Source organism: Streptomyces sp. NPDC006134, from assembly GCF_040628835.1.
Taxonomy (GTDB): Bacteria; Actinomycetota; Actinomycetes; order Streptomycetales; family Streptomycetaceae; genus Streptomyces.
In genome coordinates, this window is the sequence record NZ_JBEXTV010000024.1 from 1 (window position 1) to 17,701 (window position 17,701).

The 17,701-nt window shown below is 70.9% G+C and carries 15 protein-coding genes and 2 pseudogenes; 11 read left to right on the forward strand and 6 right to left on the reverse strand.

Translation table 11 applies throughout. The features are described from left to right. The 5 genes from ABZ340_RS17570 to ABZ340_RS17590 form a co-directional block, all read left to right on the forward strand. Nucleotides 1-2,331 (forward strand): ALF repeat-containing protein (locus ABZ340_RS17570; RefSeq protein ID WP_358782653.1); only part of this gene is annotated, 2,331 nt, incomplete at its 5' end. Nucleotides 2,332-2,344: 13 nt separating this feature from the next. Next, entirely contained in the window at nucleotides 2,345-2,620 is a 276-nt protein-coding gene (locus ABZ340_RS17575) for a hypothetical protein (protein ID WP_358782654.1), read from the forward strand. Between the two features lie 250 nt (nucleotides 2,621-2,870). Then, entirely contained in the window at nucleotides 2,871-3,380 is a 510-nt protein-coding gene (locus ABZ340_RS17580) for a hypothetical protein (protein ID WP_358782655.1), read from the forward strand. A 167-nt stretch (nucleotides 3,381-3,547) separates the two neighbouring features. Continuing rightward, on the forward strand, nucleotides 3,548-5,689 hold the full coding sequence (locus tag ABZ340_RS17585; protein WP_358782656.1) for an FG-GAP-like repeat-containing protein: 2,142 nt from the start codon (nucleotides 3,548-3,550) through the stop codon (nucleotides 5,687-5,689). A 169-nt stretch (nucleotides 5,690-5,858) separates the two neighbouring features. After that, nucleotides 5,859-6,476 carry a thioesterase domain-containing protein gene (locus tag ABZ340_RS17590; protein WP_358782657.1) on the forward strand — a complete coding sequence of 206 codons (618 nt, stop codon included), beginning with the start codon at nucleotides 5,859-5,861 and terminating at the stop codon, nucleotides 6,474-6,476. Nucleotides 6,477-7,737: 1,261 nt separating this feature from the next. Here the strand turns inward: ABZ340_RS17590 and ABZ340_RS17595 are convergent. Further along, nucleotides 7,738-9,129, reverse strand: coding sequence for an MFS transporter (locus ABZ340_RS17595; RefSeq protein ID WP_358782658.1), 1,392 nt, complete (start codon nucleotides 9,127-9,129; stop codon nucleotides 7,738-7,740). A gap of 389 nt (nucleotides 9,130-9,518) precedes the next feature. Here ABZ340_RS17595 and ABZ340_RS17600 point away from each other — a divergent pair. From ABZ340_RS17600 to ABZ340_RS17610, 3 genes and pseudogenes are all read left to right on the forward strand, one after another. After that, nucleotides 9,519-9,775 (forward strand): annotated as a pseudogene (locus ABZ340_RS17600) (CoA-transferase); the annotation flags it as partial. Nucleotides 9,776-10,046: 271 nt separating this feature from the next. Then, a pseudogene (locus ABZ340_RS17605) lies at nucleotides 10,047-10,144 on the forward strand (PPOX class F420-dependent oxidoreductase); the annotation flags it as partial. 133 nt (nucleotides 10,145-10,277) lie between these two features. Next, nucleotides 10,278-10,817, forward strand: coding sequence for a hypothetical protein (locus ABZ340_RS17610; protein WP_358782659.1), 540 nt, complete (start codon nucleotides 10,278-10,280; stop codon nucleotides 10,815-10,817). 164 nt (nucleotides 10,818-10,981) lie between these two features. On the opposite strand, the gene ABZ340_RS17615 is transcribed toward ABZ340_RS17610, so the two are convergent. The 3 genes from ABZ340_RS17615 to ABZ340_RS17625 all read right to left on the reverse strand — a co-directional run bounded on the left by ABZ340_RS17615 (nucleotide 10,982) and on the right by ABZ340_RS17625 (nucleotide 13,085). Continuing rightward, a complete protein-coding gene (locus tag ABZ340_RS17615; RefSeq protein ID WP_358782660.1) occupies nucleotides 10,982-11,893 on the reverse strand; it encodes a class III extradiol ring-cleavage dioxygenase in 912 nt (303 codons plus the stop codon). A gap of 35 nt (nucleotides 11,894-11,928) precedes the next feature. Continuing rightward, nucleotides 11,929-12,369 carry a DoxX family protein gene (locus tag ABZ340_RS17620; protein WP_358782661.1) on the reverse strand — a complete coding sequence of 147 codons (441 nt, stop codon included), beginning with the start codon at nucleotides 12,367-12,369 and terminating at the stop codon, nucleotides 11,929-11,931. Between the two features lie 140 nt (nucleotides 12,370-12,509). Beyond that, nucleotides 12,510-13,085, reverse strand: coding sequence for an NADPH-dependent F420 reductase (locus tag ABZ340_RS17625; protein WP_358782662.1), 576 nt, complete (start codon nucleotides 13,083-13,085; stop codon nucleotides 12,510-12,512). A 96-nt stretch (nucleotides 13,086-13,181) separates the two neighbouring features. On the opposite strand from ABZ340_RS17625, the gene ABZ340_RS17630 reads away from it, so the two are divergent. The 3 genes from ABZ340_RS17630 to ABZ340_RS17640 all read left to right on the forward strand — a co-directional run bounded on the left by ABZ340_RS17630 (nucleotide 13,182) and on the right by ABZ340_RS17640 (nucleotide 15,330). Continuing rightward, entirely contained in the window at nucleotides 13,182-13,697 is a 516-nt protein-coding gene (locus tag ABZ340_RS17630; RefSeq protein ID WP_358782663.1) for a MarR family transcriptional regulator, read from the forward strand. Between the two features lie 86 nt (nucleotides 13,698-13,783). Further along, a complete protein-coding gene (locus ABZ340_RS17635) occupies nucleotides 13,784-14,449 on the forward strand; it encodes a helix-turn-helix domain-containing protein (protein WP_358782664.1) in 666 nt (221 codons plus the stop codon). Between the two features lie 113 nt (nucleotides 14,450-14,562). After that, on the forward strand, nucleotides 14,563-15,330 hold the full coding sequence (locus tag ABZ340_RS17640; RefSeq protein ID WP_358782665.1) for an enoyl-CoA hydratase-related protein: 768 nt from the start codon (nucleotides 14,563-14,565) through the stop codon (nucleotides 15,328-15,330). Nucleotides 15,331-15,566: 236 nt separating this feature from the next. Here the strand turns inward: ABZ340_RS17640 and ABZ340_RS17645 are convergent, their stop codons facing one another. Beyond that, a complete protein-coding gene (locus ABZ340_RS17645; RefSeq protein WP_358782666.1) occupies nucleotides 15,567-16,718 on the reverse strand; it encodes an FAD-dependent monooxygenase in 1,152 nt (383 codons plus the stop codon). Next, a complete protein-coding gene (locus tag ABZ340_RS17650; RefSeq protein ID WP_358782667.1) occupies nucleotides 16,715-17,668 on the reverse strand; it encodes a fumarylacetoacetate hydrolase family protein in 954 nt (317 codons plus the stop codon). The genes ABZ340_RS17645 and ABZ340_RS17650 overlap by 4 nt, the downstream gene beginning before the upstream one ends. Nucleotides 17,669-17,701 lie beyond the last annotated feature (33 nt).

Below are 17,701 nucleotides of genomic sequence, written 5' to 3' on the forward strand. Positions count from 1 at the left end.
TCCCCGCGGGTGCCGCCCCCCCCCACGGCGCCCCCCGGGGCGCACCAGCCCCGACACGACGCCCGGGGGCCCCCCCCGCCCGCAACCGCGCCCGGGGCGCCCGCCGACGAGGCCGCGGATCACGCGGGCGACGCCGCGACGGCCGCTGACCGGGCCACCGCGCACGCCAATGCCGCCACCGAGGCGGCCAACACCGCTTCCCAGGCTGTCACCAGGGCCCAGGAGGTCTTCCAGCTCGCCCGTGAGGTGGAGGCCGAGGACCTCAAGGGGCGTACCAACGCGGGTGTCGAACAGGCCCGTGACGCCAAGGAGGCGTATGACCTCCAGCAGGCGGCTCGCGCCTCGGCTGTGCGGGACGCCGAGGCCCGGGATGCCGAGGCCCAGCGCCTGGCGGCCGCCGCCACCCAGCCGGGAGCGGACCTCGCCGAGGTGGTGTCCGATGGCCGCAGACTGGCCCTGCTCGCCATGAAGTACGGCGACGCCTGGAGCCGGGCCGCCGCCGAGGTGGCCCTCGCCAGTTCCGACGAGTACGTGGTCGACTACATTCGGAACGGCTGGCAGGAGGCCCGGGCGCAGGACGAGCGCTTCCAGGTCGAGCGACTGGCCGAGGACAGCATCGTCAAGGAGGTGCGGGACGCGGCAGAGGTTGCCCTGAAGGGCGATGCCGCCACGGTGCACGCGTTCCTGACGCAGGGCCAGTACGACGTCGGTGCCGAGGATTTCCGGGTCGAGATCGCCCGGATCGCCGACACCGGGGGCCCTGTCCTGACGGACAAGGCGCGTGCGGCCCTGGCGGCCGGCACGCCCGCCGCGTACCGGGAGTTCCTGGCCACCACGCAGTACACCGCGCGCACCGAGGACGAGCGGGTCAGGGCTACTCAGCTGGTCTCCGAAGGCGGCCCCGAGGTTCAGGCCGCGGCGCGGATCGCACTCGAGGGCTCGCCCACGGCACTGCACGCCTTCATCGTGCGGGGCCAGTACATGGCCCAGCGCAAGGACATGCTCGCGGCCACCCACATCGAGCAGGTCCAGCAGCTGATCGCGGAGGCGGCCGCGGTCGCGGCCAAGGCCCAACAGGACGCCGCCGAGGCCCAGGAGTCCGCAGCGATCGCGCGCGACGCGGCGGCCGAGGCGGCCGAGTACGCCCGGCAGGCCGACGCGTCGGCGGCCAAGGCCCGGCAGCACGCCCAGGAGGCCGAGCAGCACGCGCGGGAGGCGGAGGCGTCCGCCGCGCGGGCCGCGGATTCCGCGAAGACCGCCCGCTCCGCGGCGAACAGCGCCAACGTCGCCGCCCGTGATGCCGCGCTGTCCGCCGCCGATGCGACCGTCTCCTCGGAGATGGCGCAGACGTCCGCGTCGATCGCCTGGTCGGCGGCGAACGAGGCCCGTGCCATGGCCCGGGCGGCCAAGCAGGATGCCCAGGCAGCCCTCGCCGCGGCCAAGGACGCCTATGCGGTGGCGGTGCACAAACTGAGGGCGGAGGAGGAGGCACGCCGCAAGGCCGCTGTCGCCGCCAAGGAGAAGGCGGAGAACGACGCGGGCGCGCGTGCGGCCGAGATGTACCGCTGCGGCTTCGTCGGTTGTGACGAGATGCGGGAGAACCATCCGCGCTGGTGCCAGCAGAACGAAGTGCTGTGCGGCGTCTTCGCCGACGCGAGCGTGTTGGGCTCGGCGTTGGAGCGGCTCTACAAGGTGACGACGATGTTCACCGACCTCGGTGTGCTGGAGAGCTGCTCGGACAACCTCGACTTGCAGTCGTGCTGGCCACTGCTGGCGGACGTCGCCGTCAAGTCCAAGATCAGGTGGGTGGAGACGGGGTACGACGCGCTCCGCAAGCTGTTCAAGGTCAACCGGGTCTGCCAGGGCGCCAAGGTCGTGGAGGGCGCGACTTTCAGCGCGCAGGGCATGTCCACGCAGTTGCTGACGGCAGCCGCCGCCGGCCGCAAGTGGGCCTGTGGTTCCTTCAACAAGGCGTACGATGGCGACGGAATGATCATGGCCGCTGCCCGGGACGGCGTGCTGGACATCGCCGTCGAGCGAAACGACAGCACCACCAAGGGCTACCAGATGTTCGACGACGTCATGGCCCACTTCGGCGCCGAGAACCTCAGAAGGATCGAGAGCAAGTGGGTTCCGGCCATGCCGACCAACCTGAACGAGTTCAACAAGCTGATCCGGGGAGGCAAGTCCCTGGAGGAAGCCGCGGCCGCGACCTTCACAGGCCGGAATGCCGCACGGTATGGATTCACCAAGATCCGTATCGTCGAGGCCGAAGGCGAGCCCGGCCACTACACGAACGTCCGGGTCGACTTCGACCGGCCGGACCAGTAGAACGGATTCCCCAGTGGACGAGAACAAGACGGTCGAGAACCTGCGCACCATGGCCGCGGAGGGCGCGGACCTCCTCGCCATGGTCGAGGCCCTCCGGGAGGACGAGGCCTTCCGGCTCACCCCATTGCACCTTCTGAGGATCCTCGACGAAGCGTTCGGCATCCCCTTCCGGGAATCCCGGGCCCTGCTGGAGATCTTCGACCCCGGCCTGCGGCCTCTCGTGCCGGAAGCCGAGGTTGTCCGGAGGTCCGAAGCCGTGCTGGCGCCCTATCTGCCGCGCGCGCGGTAACCGCAGCGCTGACGCACCGACGGCAGGGCCGGTGCGGCCGAGCACCGCCTGGGCCGCACCGGCCCTGCCCCGTGTGACCGTCGCGGCAAGCCGGCACGGGCCGAGCGCAGGGGGCCCGGCAGGCACCACTGTGAAGAGATCTTCACGGCGTTGACGGTCCACCGACATGTGGCTAGTTTCAGTTCACTAATTGATCACAAAGGGGCGGGGCTTACGGATGCGCAGGCGCCGCGCCTGTAGGAGACCAAGCATGAAGATCCGTGCGCGCAAGGCAATCGTCCCGGGCGTGGTCGGCGCCGTTCTCGCGCTGGCTGCCGTACCGTTCGCCTTCGCAGGGGACTCGTCCCCGCAGGACGAGACTCCGCCGCCGTACGCCGTGGAGAACTTCGACTACCCCGGCGCCCAGAACGTGCTGGAGACGAAGGGCATCCTGCTCAAAAGAGGCGACGGCCACATCATCCTGAGCGCCTGCGATTACGACAGGGACCAGATCCGCGTCCTGACCGTCAAGGACACGTCGGTCAACCGCGAGGGGACGTACTGCTTCGAGACCAACCACACCACCGGCTGGCTGACCCTGGAACTGCCGCGTGTGTTCGCGCTGGAGACGGGCACGCACCCCATCAGCGCGGACATCATCGGATCCAGCAGCGGCACGAAGAAGCAGGTGGACGTAGGGAAGGGCGGGTTCGAGTCGGTCGGTGAGGGCACCGTGGGCGGGGAGCGGTCGGTCCTGCTCGAGATCCGCGTCACCGGCTGAGGCCGCCGACACCACGCAACCGGGCCCTCCGGTGCGGACGGCCGCTGCCGCCGGGCCACCACGAGGAGCGGCTTCCCGAGGCGGGAGCTCTCCCCGGTACAGGTTCACCGCGTCGCTTTCGCCGCAGCGCGTCCTCCATCACAAACTTCTCTTAGGACTGTTCAGCAATGTCACGTTTCTCCCTCTCCGGCAGACCGGTCATAGCCACACTGGTGGCGACCGCGGTCGCGGCGCCCCTCGCGCTGAGCACAGCTCCGGCACAGGCGGTCGCCGGTACGGCCACGACCAGTGCCGCCTTCTCCTTCACCGCACGGCTGGACATCGGCGACGGGCAGCGGGCCTGTTCCGCCGTGCTGGTCGCTCCGCAGTGGCTGGCGACCGCGGCGAGCTGCTTCGCCGACGACCTCACCACCGGTCAGCCTCCCGCTGCCGGTGCGCCGAAGTGGAAGACCACCGCGACCATCGGCCGTGCCGACCTGACCACCACATCCGGTCAAGTCCGCGAGGTGGTCGACATCGTTCCCCGACCTGACCGTGATCTCGTGATGGCCCGCCTGGCCTCACCCACCACCGGCATCACCCCCGTGAGGCTCGCGAAAACCGCGCCCGCCGCCGGCGAGGAACTGACCGTGGCCGGCTTCGGCCGCACCAAGGACGAGTGGGCACCGACCAAGCTCCACACTGCCGCCTTCAGTGTCGACTCCGTTGGCAGCACCACGCTCGCCATCCACGGCAAGACCACTGCGGATGCCATCTGCGCCGGTGACACCGGCGGCCCGATCGTGCGGCAGAAGGACGGCAGGACCGAATTGGTCTCCCTGGCCAGCCGCTCCTGGCAGGGCGGCTGCTTCGGCACCGACCCGGCCGAGACCCGGAACGGCGCCGTCGCCACCCGCCTGGACAACATCACCATCGGCAACACCCTCACCCCGGGCACGGTCCTGGCCGCAGGGGACAGCCTGATCTCCAACGCCGCCCGTCTGACCCTTCAGGACGACGGCAACCTGGTCATCGTCTCCAACGCCGGCCGGACCGTCTGGTCCACGAAGACCGGCGGCCACCCGGGCGCCACCGCCCGCTTCGACGCGAACGGCAACCTCGCCGTCGTCGACGCCGACGGCACCAGCGTGCTGTGGGAGTCCAAGACCGTCGCCCCCGGTGGCAAGGCGGTTCTGCAGGACCGCGGCAACTTCGTCATCTACAACGCCGGCAACGAGTCACAGTGGGCCGCCGGCACCGTCGTCCGCCACGACTACAACGGCGACGGCCGCAGCGACATGGCCGCCTGGTACGACTACAGCGACGGCCACGACGGTCTGCACACGCTCAAAGCCGCCACGGACGGCACCATCCAGCAGCCGTTCGGGTCCTACTCCTCCGCCGTCGGCAGCTGGGCAGCGGAGAACATGCAGTTCTCCACCGGCGATTACAACGGCGACGGCCGCGGTGACATGGCCGCGTTGTACGGCTACAGCGACGGCTCGGTGAAGCTGTTCACCGCGCTCGGCAAGGCCGACGGCGGCTTCGAACCCCCCTCCCCGTCCTGGAGCGCCAACCCCGGTGGCTGGACGGCGAAGAACATGACGCTGCACAGCGGTGACTTCAACGGCGACGGCCGAGACGACCTCGCTGCCTGGTACGACTACGACAACGGCGACGACCGGCTCTTCACCTTCACCGCCACCACGTCCGGAGGCTTCAACGCCCCGTTCCCCTCGTGGGCCAACACCAACAACGACTGGAACCGGGACAACCTGAAGTTCGTCTCCGGAGACTGGGACGCCGACGGCCGCGACGACCTCGGCGGCCTGTACCGCTACGCCGACGGCAGCATCAAGATGTTCAGCTTCCTCACCAAGGCCGACGGCGGATTCCAGGCATCCACCGCCTCCTGGAGCAGCTCCACCTTCGGCGACTGGAGCCGCACCCACGTCAACGCCGGCGACTTCAACGGCGACGGCCGAGACGACGTCGCCGCCTGGTACGACTACAGCGACGGCCGCGACGCGATCCACATCCTGACCAGCCTCAGCACGCCCGAAGGCCACTTCGGCACGCCCGTCAAGGCCTACGAGACCGCCGCCGGCAACTTCACCTATTCCAGCATGCGTCTCGTGCCCGGCGACTACAACGGCGACGGCCTCGACGACCTCGCCGCCATGTACGGCTACAGCGACGGAAAGGTCAAGATGTTCACCTGGACCACCCGCACCGACGGCACGATCAACGGAGCCGCACCCGGCTGGGCCAGCGCCACCACCACCGGCTGGGACATCGACCGCAGCACCTTCCTGCGCAGCGCCAACTGAGCACCATCAGCCGACGGCGCGGGCTGCTCCTGGTCTCGAAAACGGCCCAGCAGCCCGCGCACGCACGCGGGCGACAGGAAGCGCAGGCGCTGCGAGACCAGCTCACCTCCGTGGGGCACTCGGCGGCGACCCCGAAGGGGCCGGGCGCCCTACCAGTGGTGCCAGACTTGTGCGGGGGCGATCTCCCAGGACGTGCCCGCGATCTCTCCGGGAAGAAGAGCGCCCAGGTCACCACGGCGCGGCCGACGGCCTTCTGCCCACCGCCGTCGCGCACGCCGAGGCCAGTCCCGTCGCCTTGCCGGGCCACTGCTTCCTCGGCGCGCCCCTGGCCTGCGAGATCTGTCTCCGGCTCGTCGCCGCCGGGTACGAGGAGCCGGTGCGGCACCTGTTCGTCAGCGGGGCCCGCGCCCCGTTCCTGGGCAACTCCGCGAAGACCGCCGGGATGTCCGACGACGAGTTCCTCTCCGGCGGCTTTCCGAAGGCACCGGCACCGGCAGCCTCCGCGGCCGACTCGTCGCGGCCGCCGAGCGACAGCCCGAACTGGCCGGCCTCCGCGTCCGGGAGGAGCCGGTCGCAGCCGGCGCCGACGACCCCGCCGCTTAGGGGGCTTCTGACGGATCTCCGTGGCGTCGCGACGCCCGGCACGCTCCCTCAGAGGGGGCACCCCCACTCGCCGCACGGGGCGGAGGGCCAGGTGGCTCCGCCGCATGACCCGCCGCCCCGCACGCCGAGAGCACGCACCGAACGCCGCTCCTTCTTCCACGGAGATAGGTCAGAAGCCCCCTAGAGTCCCGCACTCCGCATGCGCGAGATCGGCCGACCGGCGGCCGGCGTCACCCGGATGACCGTGCTGGCCTACGCGGACGGTGTCGCCGACCTGCTGACAGTCGCGCACCGGGCCCGCCTCGGCCGATCGGTCCCCGGGCTCCCGGAGCACGCCGCGCCGGTCGCGGCCGGCAGCTGCCACGCCTGTCTGCCCTCCGCGCTGTTCAGCGTCGGCAACGGATATCGGGAATCCCGGACCCGGTTGCCCGACCGGGCCCGGGACAACGGCATGCACGTTCTCATGGCGAACCACAACGGGCACACCGACGGCTGGAAGCGCGCGGTTCCAACGCGGTACGGGGCCCGGACGGCACGGTGCTCGCCGAAGCCGGACCGGAGGCGGCGGAACTCGTCTATGCCGGCCTCGATCCGGCGGCGTGCGGGGCGACGGCGGCGGACGGTGCGCCGCTGCGGCCGGCTCTGTTCCTGTCATGCCCTGTCATGAGGAGCACGGTGCGAGGGAGGCGGCCGTGAACCGGGCCGGCGTGGTCGGCTGTGGCGGTTTCACCCCCCCGCCCGTGGCGTGCGCCATACGGCCCCGGTTCACTCCGGCCGCCGAGGGCTGTGCCGGGTTCACACCCGGCGATGGAGGCAGTCCCCGGGGAGGGACGGTGCCCACCGCTTCGAGTGTCCGAAACGCTGGTGCCGTCTCCGCGGAGCGGATCGCCTTGACCGTTCCCGGGCCATGGGCGGGGTAGCGGTACAGGGCCGCAGTATCCCGGCACAGGGCGGGCGCCGCGAGATCGGCGGAGCCGGTGTCTGCCGGTCTGCCGGTCTGCCGGTGGAGTCTGCCCGGAAAACTGCGGCAGCGGACGGACCGGATGTCCGGTACGCGTTCGGTGAGGCGGAGCAGAGTACCGGCCGTGGCTTCGGTGCCGCGGCTGAGGAGACGGGCGCAGGTGAGATGAACTCCGTGCAGAAGGACGGAACGCCGGAAACCGGTGGCCGGACCTGCCTCTGCGAGCGGCGAGAGCGGTACGGCGGCTTCGGCCGGCAGGTGCCGGGCGGGGCGGGGCTCGGTGGCGGCGAGCTCGACGAGGACGTGGCCGGTCACGGCGAAGACCAGTTCGAGGGCGAAGCAGTACAGGGCCGGCGGGTCGTCGTCCCGGCGGTGCCGCAGGAGGCCGCGGCATCGGTCGGCGGCGGTGCGGACACGCCGGAGCGCACCCGCGCACAGCCCGGCCCCGTACGCTTCCGGGTGTACGGGGCCGGCCCCGTACGGATCACCTGGTGCGGGCGTCTGCCTTCGGGGCCGTGCCCGGCCCGGTGCCGGCATCGGTAGCGGCGTCGGCATCGGGCGAGATCCCGGCCAGGTCCCGGTGACGGGTCTCCTTGCCCGCGGCCACGGCGACGATGGTCAGCACGGCCGCGGCGATGACGTACAGGGAGATCGGGGTGGAGCTGCCGTAGCCGGACATCAGCGCGGTGGCGATCAGCGGCGCGGGGGCGCCCGCCGCGACCGAGGCGAACTGGGCGCCGATGGAGGCACCGGAGTAACGCATCCGCGTCGCGAACATCTCGGAGAAGAAGGCCGCCTGGGGCGCGTACATCGCTCCGTGCAGCACCAGGCCCACGGTCACGGCGAGAAGCAGGGCGCCGAAGCCGCCGGTGTCGATGAGCCAGAAGAACGGGAACATCCACAGGCCGACACCGGCCGCGCCCAGCAGGTACACCGGACGCCGGCCGACCCGGTCCGACAGCGCGCCCCAGGCCGGGATGACCGCGAAGTGCACGGCGGAGGCGATCAGCACCGCGTTGAGCGCGGTCTGCTTGGAGACACCGGCCGAGGTGGTGGCGTAGACGAGGACGAAGGCGGTGATGACGTAGTAGCCGATGTTCTCCGCCATCCGCGCGCCCATCGCGACCAGCACGTCACGCCAGTGGTATCGCAGCACGGCGACGAGGGGCAGCCGCTCGGCCCGCGCGGACTTGGCCTCCGCGCGCTCCAACGCCTGTTTGAACACCGGCGATTCGTCGACCGACAGACGGATCCACAGGCCGACGATCACCAGGACCCCGGAGAGCAGGAACGGGATCCGCCAGCCCCAGCTGCCGAACGCCGCGTCCGACAGGACGGCGGTCAGCAGGGACAGCACACCCGTCGCCAGCAACTGCCCCGCCGGCGCGCCGGTCTGCGGCCAGGAGGCCCAGAACCCGCGCCGCCGCGCGTCCCCGTGCTCCGACACCAGCAGGACGGCCCCGCCCCACTCACCGCCGAGCGCGAAGCCCTGGACCAGCCGCAGCACGGTCAGCAGCACGGGTGCGGCGGTCCCGATGGTGGCGTGCGTCGGCAGCAGCCCGATCGCGAAGGTCGCCCCGCCCATCAGCAACAGGCTCAGCACCAGCAGCTTCTTGCGCCCGAGCCGGTCGCCGTAGTGCCCGAACACCAGGGCGCCCAGCGGCCTCGCGGCGAACCCGACGGCGTACGTCAGGAACGACAGCAGCGTGCCGACCAGCGGGTCGGACTCGGGGAAGAACAGCTTGTTGAAGACGAGCGCGGCGGCGGAGCCGTAGAGGAAGAAGTCGTACCACTCGATGGTGGTGCCGATGAGGGACGCGGCGACGATGCGCTTGAGGTTGGACGGGGCTGGGGGAGCGGTCGCGGGCGACGACATCGGCACCACTTCCTGACGTTCGACGGGGACGGTTGCGTGTCGCCACACGGTAGGAACGCGCAGGTCAGAGGCGTATGTGGCGGGACGCCATAGTTCGGGGGACGGCTATGCGTGCGGCCACCATGCCAGCGCACGAAAGGGCGGTCCAGGGGGTCGGAGGGGGCCAAGGCGAGCACTGTCTGAGACGCGCAGTTCAGGGTGATTTGAGGGTGCGGTGCTGACTCCCGTGCTGGTTTGGTGCTGACTTAAAAGCCCACGTCATCACCCGTCTTCACCCCTCCCGTGCTGACTTGGTGCTGACTACGCTCCGTTGAACTCGGACAATTGAGGCTTATCGCCTCGCAGTCGCGGCTGGAGGTGACCGGGCTGAAAGGTGACCCCGGCTTCAGCAGGTCGACCCGGACCTGATCAACGCGGGCAAGGAGACCGTCACTGTCCTGCCGGCGCCTCCTTCTTCGACTCGGTCCTCTCCTTCGGGATGATCCGCGGCGGGCACATCGACGTCGCCGTCCTCGGCGCGATGCAGGTCTCCGCCCGGGGCGACCTCGCCAACTGGGCCGTGCCGGGGAAGATGATCACCTGCATCGGCGGCGCGACGGACCTCGTCCACGGCGCCCGCACGGTCATCGTCGTGATGACCCACAGCAGAGGCCTCGCCTGGAAGCATGCGCTAGTGCCGCACCAGGCAACGTTTGCCCCGTCGCGACGCCCGGCACGCTCCCCCAAGCTCTTCGAGCAGGGGGGACCCCCACTCGCCGCACCGGCCGAAAGCCCAAGTACGTCCAGTACGAGGACTTCCGGCCGGCACTCCCCCAGCCTTCGGCCGGGGGGACCCCCAGAGCACGCACTGAACGCCGCTCCTTGACGGGCAAGCGTCGCCTGCCGCGGCACTAGCCAGTGGGTGTTGGGCGCGCCCACTGTCCGACGAAGCCCTCTCCAGCTTGCTCGGCCGGCAACAGTCCGGCACGCTCGCCACCATCAAGCGCAGTGCCACCCCCACCTGACAACCATGGTGTGGAAACCTCCGCGCGTCGCTCTGCCGCAAATGCCTGCTTCCGGCTGCCACCCAGGGCATGCTGTTGTGCGACGACCGGGCTCCGTACGAGAGGGCGTCGGCGGCCGATGAGTGACCGCGTGACCGCCATTCCATGACAGGTGAGGGCTTTCAGGTGGTGGATGACCGGCGAGCCGAACCGCCGTCTGGGGTGGAAGTCGCCGCGCTGGCGGACCGGCTCAAGGAGCGCATCTACGCGACGATCACGATGGTCGCTGTGGTGGTTGGGCTGGCCATGAGCGAGGTCGGCGCCGTGGGCGCTGCCGCCACGGTACTGACGACGGCTCTGGGGCTGTGGCTCGCGACGTTCGTCGCCGATCAGCAGGCCCACCGTACCGTTCACCGAGGCTTCGCCACAGGCCACGCACTGCGGCGCATGCTGTACGTCAGCAGTCCACTGCTGTCCTGCGCCGCGGGCCCGGCCGTGATGATCACCCTGGCCGCGCTGGATGTCCTGTCCCTTCACGCCGCACTGCTGGTGTCAGCCGGTGTGGGTGTGGTGTCGCTCTTCCTTTACGGCTGCCTGGGCGGGATGCGCATGGGAGGCGGTGCGCTGCTGGCCGTGATGGCCGGGTTGGCCGACGCAGCGATCGGCGTGGTGGTGGTACTGGTGAAGGTGGCTGCCGGGCACTGAGGCGGTGGCCGGGACGGGCGTCGTCCCGATGCTCCGTGGTGTGCGGACCGGGGCGTCCGACCGGCCCCCGGGGGTGGCCCGGCGGGAGCGCCGAACGGGTGTGTCCGCTCGGCGCGCCATCCGGTCCGGGCCATGGTCGTCGGACGGGAACCGGTCCGCTGTCCTCAGGCCACCTGGAAGGAACGGCGGGACAGGCCGAAGCCGTAGCCGTCGAGGGTCGTCAGCACCGGACCGGTGGGGACGGTGGCCGCGCCGAGAGTGACGAACAGGGGAGTGAAGTGCTCCACGGTCGGGTGGGCGTAGGGCATCCCCGGGGCAGTGCTGCGGAAGCGGGCGAGTTCGTGGACGTCACCGCGGGCCAGTGCGTCGGCGGCCCAGGCGTCGAAGTCGGCGGACCAGCCGGGCACCTTGTTCTCCCGCACCATCTCCTGGGTGATGAACGGCAGGCCGTGGGTCATGTGGCCCGAGCCGATCACCAGCACACCCTCTTCCCGCAGGGTCCGCAGTCGCTCGCCGATGGCCAGCAGCCGGTCGGGGTCCTCGGTGGGCAGGCTCAGCTGCAGCACCGGAATGTCCGCGTCCGGATACATGATCTTCAGGGGCACCCACGCGCCGTGGTCCAGGCCGCGCCGGGCGTGCTGATGCACCCGTTCGGTGTCCGGCATGAGGCCGGTGACCTGACGGGCCAGGTCGGAGGCGTCCGGGGTGTCGTACCGGAAGGTGTAGTACAGCGCGTCGAAGCCGCCGAAGTCGTAGACGAGCTCGTCCGGTCGGGCGGCGCTCAACGACAGCGGCGCGGACTCCCAGTGCGCGGAGACGATCAGAATGGCCTTCGGCTTGGGCAGGGCCCGGGCCCAGTCGTGCAGTGGGGTCAGCCATTCGGGGCTCTCGAAGGGCATGGGACCACCGCCGTGCGAGAGGTAGAGGCTGGGCAGCGCGCCGTCCTGTGGTGACCAGGGACGATGCGGCTCGGCGGCTTCGAGCGCGGCGGCGTGCCGCAGGTGCGCGGCGAAGGGGTGCGACGCCGGTATACGGGCGTCGGCGGCGGCGGTCGTGGTGATGGCTTGGCCGGTCATGCGGGCTCCTCCGTCGGGACTGCGGACGATGTCTGTCAGGCACTCACTCGCTGGCGCTGGGCTGGCCGCCGGCCAGTGAGCAGGTGATCGAGGCTGAAGCGCCCGGCACCGATGACGGCCAGGGAGAGCGCGGCCGCGCCGAGTACGAGGACGAGTTCGTAGCCGCCCTTGTCGGCGAAGAGGCCGGAGCCGGCGTGCACGAACGCGTACGCGCCGATCATGTTGATGAGGAGCAGCAGCCCGGCGACGGGCATGGCGAGCCCGAGTATCAGCGCGGCACCACCCGCCAGCTCGACGACGGCGGCGAACCACGCCGAGGCGGTGGCGGCGGGTACACCGGCCTGGTCGAAGAAGGCTGCGGTGCCGTCGATGCCGTTGGTGAACAGCTTCTGCCAGCCGTGGGCGAAGAAGACGACGCCGACGGCGACGCGGGTCAGCAGAAGAGCGATGTCCCGAGCGGAAGAGGGGAAGACCATGGTGAATCCTGTCATCGGTGTGGCGGATGGGTGGGTGCTGTCGGTCGTGCGGTTTCGAGGCGCCGACGGGAGGGCGGCCGGCGCGGCTGCGGCGGAGTCTCCGTGCAGCCGCGCCGCGCCTGCCGTCGGACGGGTGGCAGTCAGGCGACGACGGAGAACCCGCCGGTCCAGCCGACCTTCTCGCCGGCCGCGAGAGTGAGCTGGAGGAAGCCGAACGCCTCCAGCTCCCGGGCCCGGCGCAGCGAACCGGCGTCGATGGCGCGCAGGCCGGCCGCGGTGACGATGTCGGCCAGCGACGTCTTGGCGTCGGAGTCGTCGCCGGCGATCAGTACGGTCGTGGGCTGTCCGCCGACGGTGCCCGAGGCCAGGGTCGCCGCGAACGTGGTGTTGAACGCCTTCAGTACCCGGGACCGGGGGAGTGCGGCGGCGACCTCGGCGGTGGCCGAGCCGTCGGCGGGGACGACCAGGGAGTCGAACGTCGTGAAATCCACGGGGTTGGTGATGTCGACGACGACCTTGCCGGCGAGCTGTTCGCCGCGCTGGGCGACGATGCCGGCCAGCGCGGCGTACGGGACCGCCAGGACGACGATCTCGCCGGTGACCGGCTTGTCGGTGTCGGCCGAGCCGAGCATCTCGACGGTGTTGCCGCCCTTCTTCGCGAGGTCGGCGATGGCCGAACCCATGGTGCCGGTGCCGATGATGCTCACGTGTGCCATGACGGTGCCCCTGTCCGATAATGGTTGTAGCGACAATTGACCGACGTCGGACTCAGCAAACTTGTCGCTACAACCATTCCGGATGGAGATGTGACCGTGGACACACTTTGGCTCGACCGCCGCGAGCTCCGTGCCTGGATACGTCTGCGCGCGGTGCTGGAGCTGCTACCGGGGGTGCTCGACGCACAGCTCCGCAATGACGCCGGCCTGACGGAGTTCGAGTACCAAACCCTGGCGGGGCTCTCCGAGGCGCCCGGCCACACGTTGCGCATGACGGCCCTGGCCCAGCAGACCAACGCCACCCTGCCCCGGCTCTCGCACGTGGTTGCGCGCCTGGAGAAGCGCGGCCTGGTGGAACGCTTCCCCTGTCCGGAGGACCGCCGGGCGACCAACGCCCGGCTCACCGAGGCCGGGTGGGCGGGAGTACGGCAGGCGGCGCCCGGCCATGTCGCCACCGTCCGCCGCCATGTCATCGACGCCCTCACCGACGAGCAGGTCGACCAGCTCACGGCCATCGGTGACGCCATCCTGGCCGCACTGGACTCATCGGGGAGGATGGCCGCCGTCTACACCCGTTACGACGGAGCTCACGATCCCGAGCCGGGTGCCTAGGCGGTCAGTGGCAGCTGTGCGGCCCTCCGGCCAAGGAGCGAGCCATCGGTTTTTCACCTCTGTGGCCGGGCGCGACAATGACCCGCATGGGCACCTCGACAGAACGCACGGATGACCTGGCGATCCGGCAGCCGCGCCAGGAACGCACCCGGCAGGCCTGGGCGCGCATCCTGGACGCCGGTGTGGCGTTGATCGAGGAAGGCGGCTACGAGGCGTTCACCATCGCCGCTGTGTGTGAACGCGCGCAGGTCGCCCCCCGCGCCGTCTACGACCGCACCACCAGCAAGGACGCACTGTTCCTGGCCGTGTACGAACACGGCGTCATCCGCGTGACCGCCGACCAGCACGTCTTCACCGAGCTCCAGAGCCGGGAGGAGCTGCCGCCGACCGAACTGATCACCGCGGCCGTCACCGCACTGACCGCTTTGTTCGCCCGGCACGCCGCTTTCCTCAAACCCATCCTGCTGCTGTCCGGCGCCCATCCCGAAGTTCTGCGCCGCGGCCGTGACCATGTCCATCTGCTCGCCGACGCCTTCACCGCTGTGCTGCTCACCGCCCGCGAGCACTTCACCCACCCCGACCCGGAGGCCGCGGCCCGCCAGTGCTTCGCCACCGCCTTCTCCGCCTGCGTCGTCCGCACCGCCCACGGCGCGGACTTCGCCACCACACCCGTCGACCACGACACCTTCACCTCCCACCTCGCCCTGAGCACCGCACGCACCTTGTTCGCTCCTCACCCCGCCGCCACCTGACCGGGCCGGCGAGGCGGCCGGACGCGGCATCCGCGGCGTGGATCGTCCGGCATGCCCAGAAGCGATCTCGTACTCCCTGTCACGACCGCCACCTGCGAAGTTACGCTCCGCTGGTGACAGTGACATGGGAGATCAAGGAAGGCGTGGCGACGGTTCGGCTGGACCGGCCGCCGGTCAACGCCCTCGACATCGCGACCCAGGACCGCTTCCGGGAGATCGCCGAGGAAGTCGGCGGGCGGGAGGACGTCAGGGCGGTAGTCCTGTGGGGCGGCGAGAAGGTGTTCGCGGCGGGCGCGGACGTGAAGGAAATGCAGTCCATGGACCACGCGGCCATGACACTGCGGGTGCGCACCCTGCACGAGTGCTACGACGCCGTGGCCCGCATCCCCCAGCCCGTCGTGGCCGCGATCACCGGTTACGCCCTCGGTGGCGGCTGCGAGCTGGCCCTGTGCGCCGACTACCGGATCGCCGCGGACACGGCTCGGCTGGGGCAGCCGGAGATCCTGCTCGGGCTCATCCCCGGCGCCGGCGGCACGCAGCGCCTCGCCCGCCTCGTGGGGCCGTCGAAGGCCAAGGACCTGATCTTCACCGGCCGCCAGGTGACGGCTGAGGAGGCTCTGCGGATCGGGCTCGTCGACCGGGTCGTACCGGTCGGCGAGGTGTACGAGGCCGCTTTCGCCTGGGCGTCCCGGCTCGCCGCCGGACCGGCCCTGGCCCTGCGGGCCGCCAAGGAAGCCGTCGACCAGGGCCTCAACACCGACCTGGCGACCGGACTGGCCATCGAACGCGCCCTGTTCTCCGGCCTGTTCGCCACCGAGGACCGCGAGACCGGCATGCGGAGTTTCGTCGAGGAGGGGCCCGGCCGGGCGCGGTTCCGCTGAGCGCCCGCGTGCGGCGGCACAGGGGGAGGAACGATGGACCGTTCCTCCCCCTTCGGCGTGCTCCTCGGTGACGAGTCGCGGTCATACCGGCCGACAGGGGAGGATGCCGGCCGCCCCGCACGCGTGCACGGGTACGGGCAGTCTGCACCCGCCGCACACGGAACCGCCCGCGAGGGCGAGCGGCAACCGATCGTCTCGGTGATCACTCGCCCGCGCGGGCGGCGTGTGCGGGGGAATCAGTAGGGTTCGGCCAGCCTCGCCTGGGCCGCGGGCATCGGGGTCTTCAGCAGTTCGCGGTCCTGCTCGGTCGGGGTGCCCGACTCGGTGCGCAGCAGTGCCGCCGAGTACTGCTGGACGAAGCCGACCCGCGGCATGCGCCGCTCCCACCAGGCCCGCAGTGCCTTGTCGAGGTCGTCGGAGGCGTCGAGACACTGGGCGAGCACCACGGCGTCCTCGGCGGCCATGGCCGCGCCCTGGGCCATGTGCGGGCTGCTGGCGTGGGCGGCGTCCCCGGCCACCGCGATACGGCCGCGGTACCACGGCTCGTCCACGGTCACCTGCTCGATGGGGCTGTACGCGGCCGGCGCGTCCTCGCTCAGCGTGTGGCCCAGTTCGCCGATCCAGCCCGTGAACTCACCCAGCAGGGACCGGATGCGCTCGACGATCTGCGCTGAGGTCTGCCGCGGACGGATGCTCTCCTCGGGGACGACGAGTGCCACGTAGCAGCTGGTCTCACTGAGCGGGATCAGGGTCGCCTTGATGCTCCCGGCGAGGGCGTAGACGATCCGGTCCAGCTCCGGCGGGCGCGGCAGACTGATCCGCCAGCACGCGAACCCGGTGTACTCGGCGTCGTACCGGCTGCCGAAGAGGTGGCGGCGGACCTGCGAGCGGATGCCGTCGAAACCGACCACGAGGTCGTACCGCCCGTCCGACGGCACGGTGGCGTCCGGCATCGCACCGGTGAACGTGACGTCCACGCCGTCCGGGGCCTCCGTGAGGGAGGCGAGGGTCGAGCCGTGGTACAGGTGCGCGCCGGCACCGCGGGCCGCGCCGAGCAGGATGCGGCACAGCTCGGCCCGCTGGATGGCGTTGTTCGGCGGCATGTCCCGGAACACGGAGGGCGGGATGTCCATCATCGTGTTGCTGTCGGCCCCCGCCATGCGCAGGTCGCTGAACTGGTAGCCGGACCGCAGGCAGTCGTCGAGTACGCCGATTTCCCGCATGACGCCCAGGGCGTTGCCCGGCTGGTTCAGACCCACGCCGAGCACGGAACCGGGCGGGCGGTGTTCGACCACGTCGACGTGGACGCCTCGCCGGGCCAGCGCGGTGGCGGCCACGAGGCCGCCGATGCCGCCGCCCTGGACCAGGACACGGGACACGGATGTCATGCGGAGCTCCCGGCGGAGTGCGGGCGACGGCTGCGGGCGGGCGGGACGGGACGCACCGCAGGACCGGCCACCAGCCGGTTCTCGATGTGGCCGATGCCCTCGGTCTCCATGCGGACGACATCGCCCGGCTTGAGCGGACCCGGGGCGGTGTCGGGGCTGGTCTTCCACAGTTCGGCGAGGCATCCGGTGCCGCAGGTGCCGGAGCCGAGGACATCACCGGCGCGCACGACGGTGCCGCGGGAGGCGTAGGCGAGCATCTCGGGGAAGGTCCAGGACATGTGGGCGGAGGTGTCGCCGCCGGTGCGCTCGCCGTTGAGGAAGACCTGCGAGGTGAGGGACAGCACGCCGTCCTTGTCCCACACGTCGGCGAACTCGTCGGCGGTGACCAGCCAGGGGCCGAGCGTGGTCGCGGTGTCCTTGGACTTGGAGGGGCCGAGCGGCAGGGTGAGTTCCCGGGTCTGGAAGTCGCGGGCTGACCAGTCGTTGAGGATCGTGAAGCCGAGGATGTGGTCGCGGGCCTCGGCCACCGAGAGGTCGGAGCCGGCCTTGCCGACGACGGCGCCGAGCTCCAGCTCGAAGTCGAACCGCTGGGCGCCGGGCGGGATCGGGACCGGGGCGTAGGGCGCGACCACCGCCACGGGGTTGGAGAAGTAGAAGCCGGGCTCCGTGTACCAGCCCTCGGGTACGTCACCGGTCATGAGTGCCGTGACGTGGTTCTCGTAGGTGAGGTAGTCGCGGATGGACGGCGGCTGCAGAAGCGGGCCGAACACCGCCTCGTTCAGGGGGAGTACGGCGCCGTCGCGGACCCGGCGGGCCACGTCGTCGAGGGCCTCCCGCCCGCCTTCGATCACCTGGAGCAGGGTCTCGGGCGTGGGCAGTACGCGGACGCTGTCGCCGTCCCGAACACCTACTCGGGGTCCGTCGTCGGTGAGAAGCGTGGTGAGTTTCACTGGTATGACGTCCTTGTCACAGGATGCGCGGAC

Coding starts and splice junctions, on each gene's coding strand:
- ABZ340_RS17580 (WP_358782655.1), top strand. CDS start 2,871: ATGAAGATCCGTGCGCGCAAGGCAATCGTCCCGGGCGTGGTCGGCGCC.
- ABZ340_RS17585 (WP_358782656.1), top strand. CDS start 3,548: ATGTCACGTTTCTCCCTCTCCGGCAGACCGGTCATAGCCACACTGGTG.
- ABZ340_RS17595 (WP_358782658.1), bottom strand. CDS start 9,129: ATGTCGTCGCCCGCGACCGCTCCCCCAGCCCCGTCCAACCTCAAGCGC.
- ABZ340_RS17610 (WP_358782659.1), top strand. CDS start 10,278: ATGACAGGTGAGGGCTTTCAGGTGGTGGATGACCGGCGAGCCGAACCG.
- ABZ340_RS17615 (WP_358782660.1), bottom strand. CDS start 11,893: ATGACCGGCCAAGCCATCACCACGACCGCCGCCGCCGACGCCCGTATA.
- ABZ340_RS17620 (WP_358782661.1), bottom strand. CDS start 12,369: ATGGTCTTCCCCTCTTCCGCTCGGGACATCGCTCTTCTGCTGACCCGC.
- ABZ340_RS17625 (WP_358782662.1), bottom strand. CDS start 13,085: ATGGCACACGTGAGCATCATCGGCACCGGCACCATGGGTTCGGCCATC.
- ABZ340_RS17635 (WP_358782664.1), top strand. CDS start 13,784: ATGGGCACCTCGACAGAACGCACGGATGACCTGGCGATCCGGCAGCCG.
- ABZ340_RS17645 (WP_358782666.1), bottom strand. CDS start 16,718: ATGACATCCGTGTCCCGTGTCCTGGTCCAGGGCGGCGGCATCGGCGGC.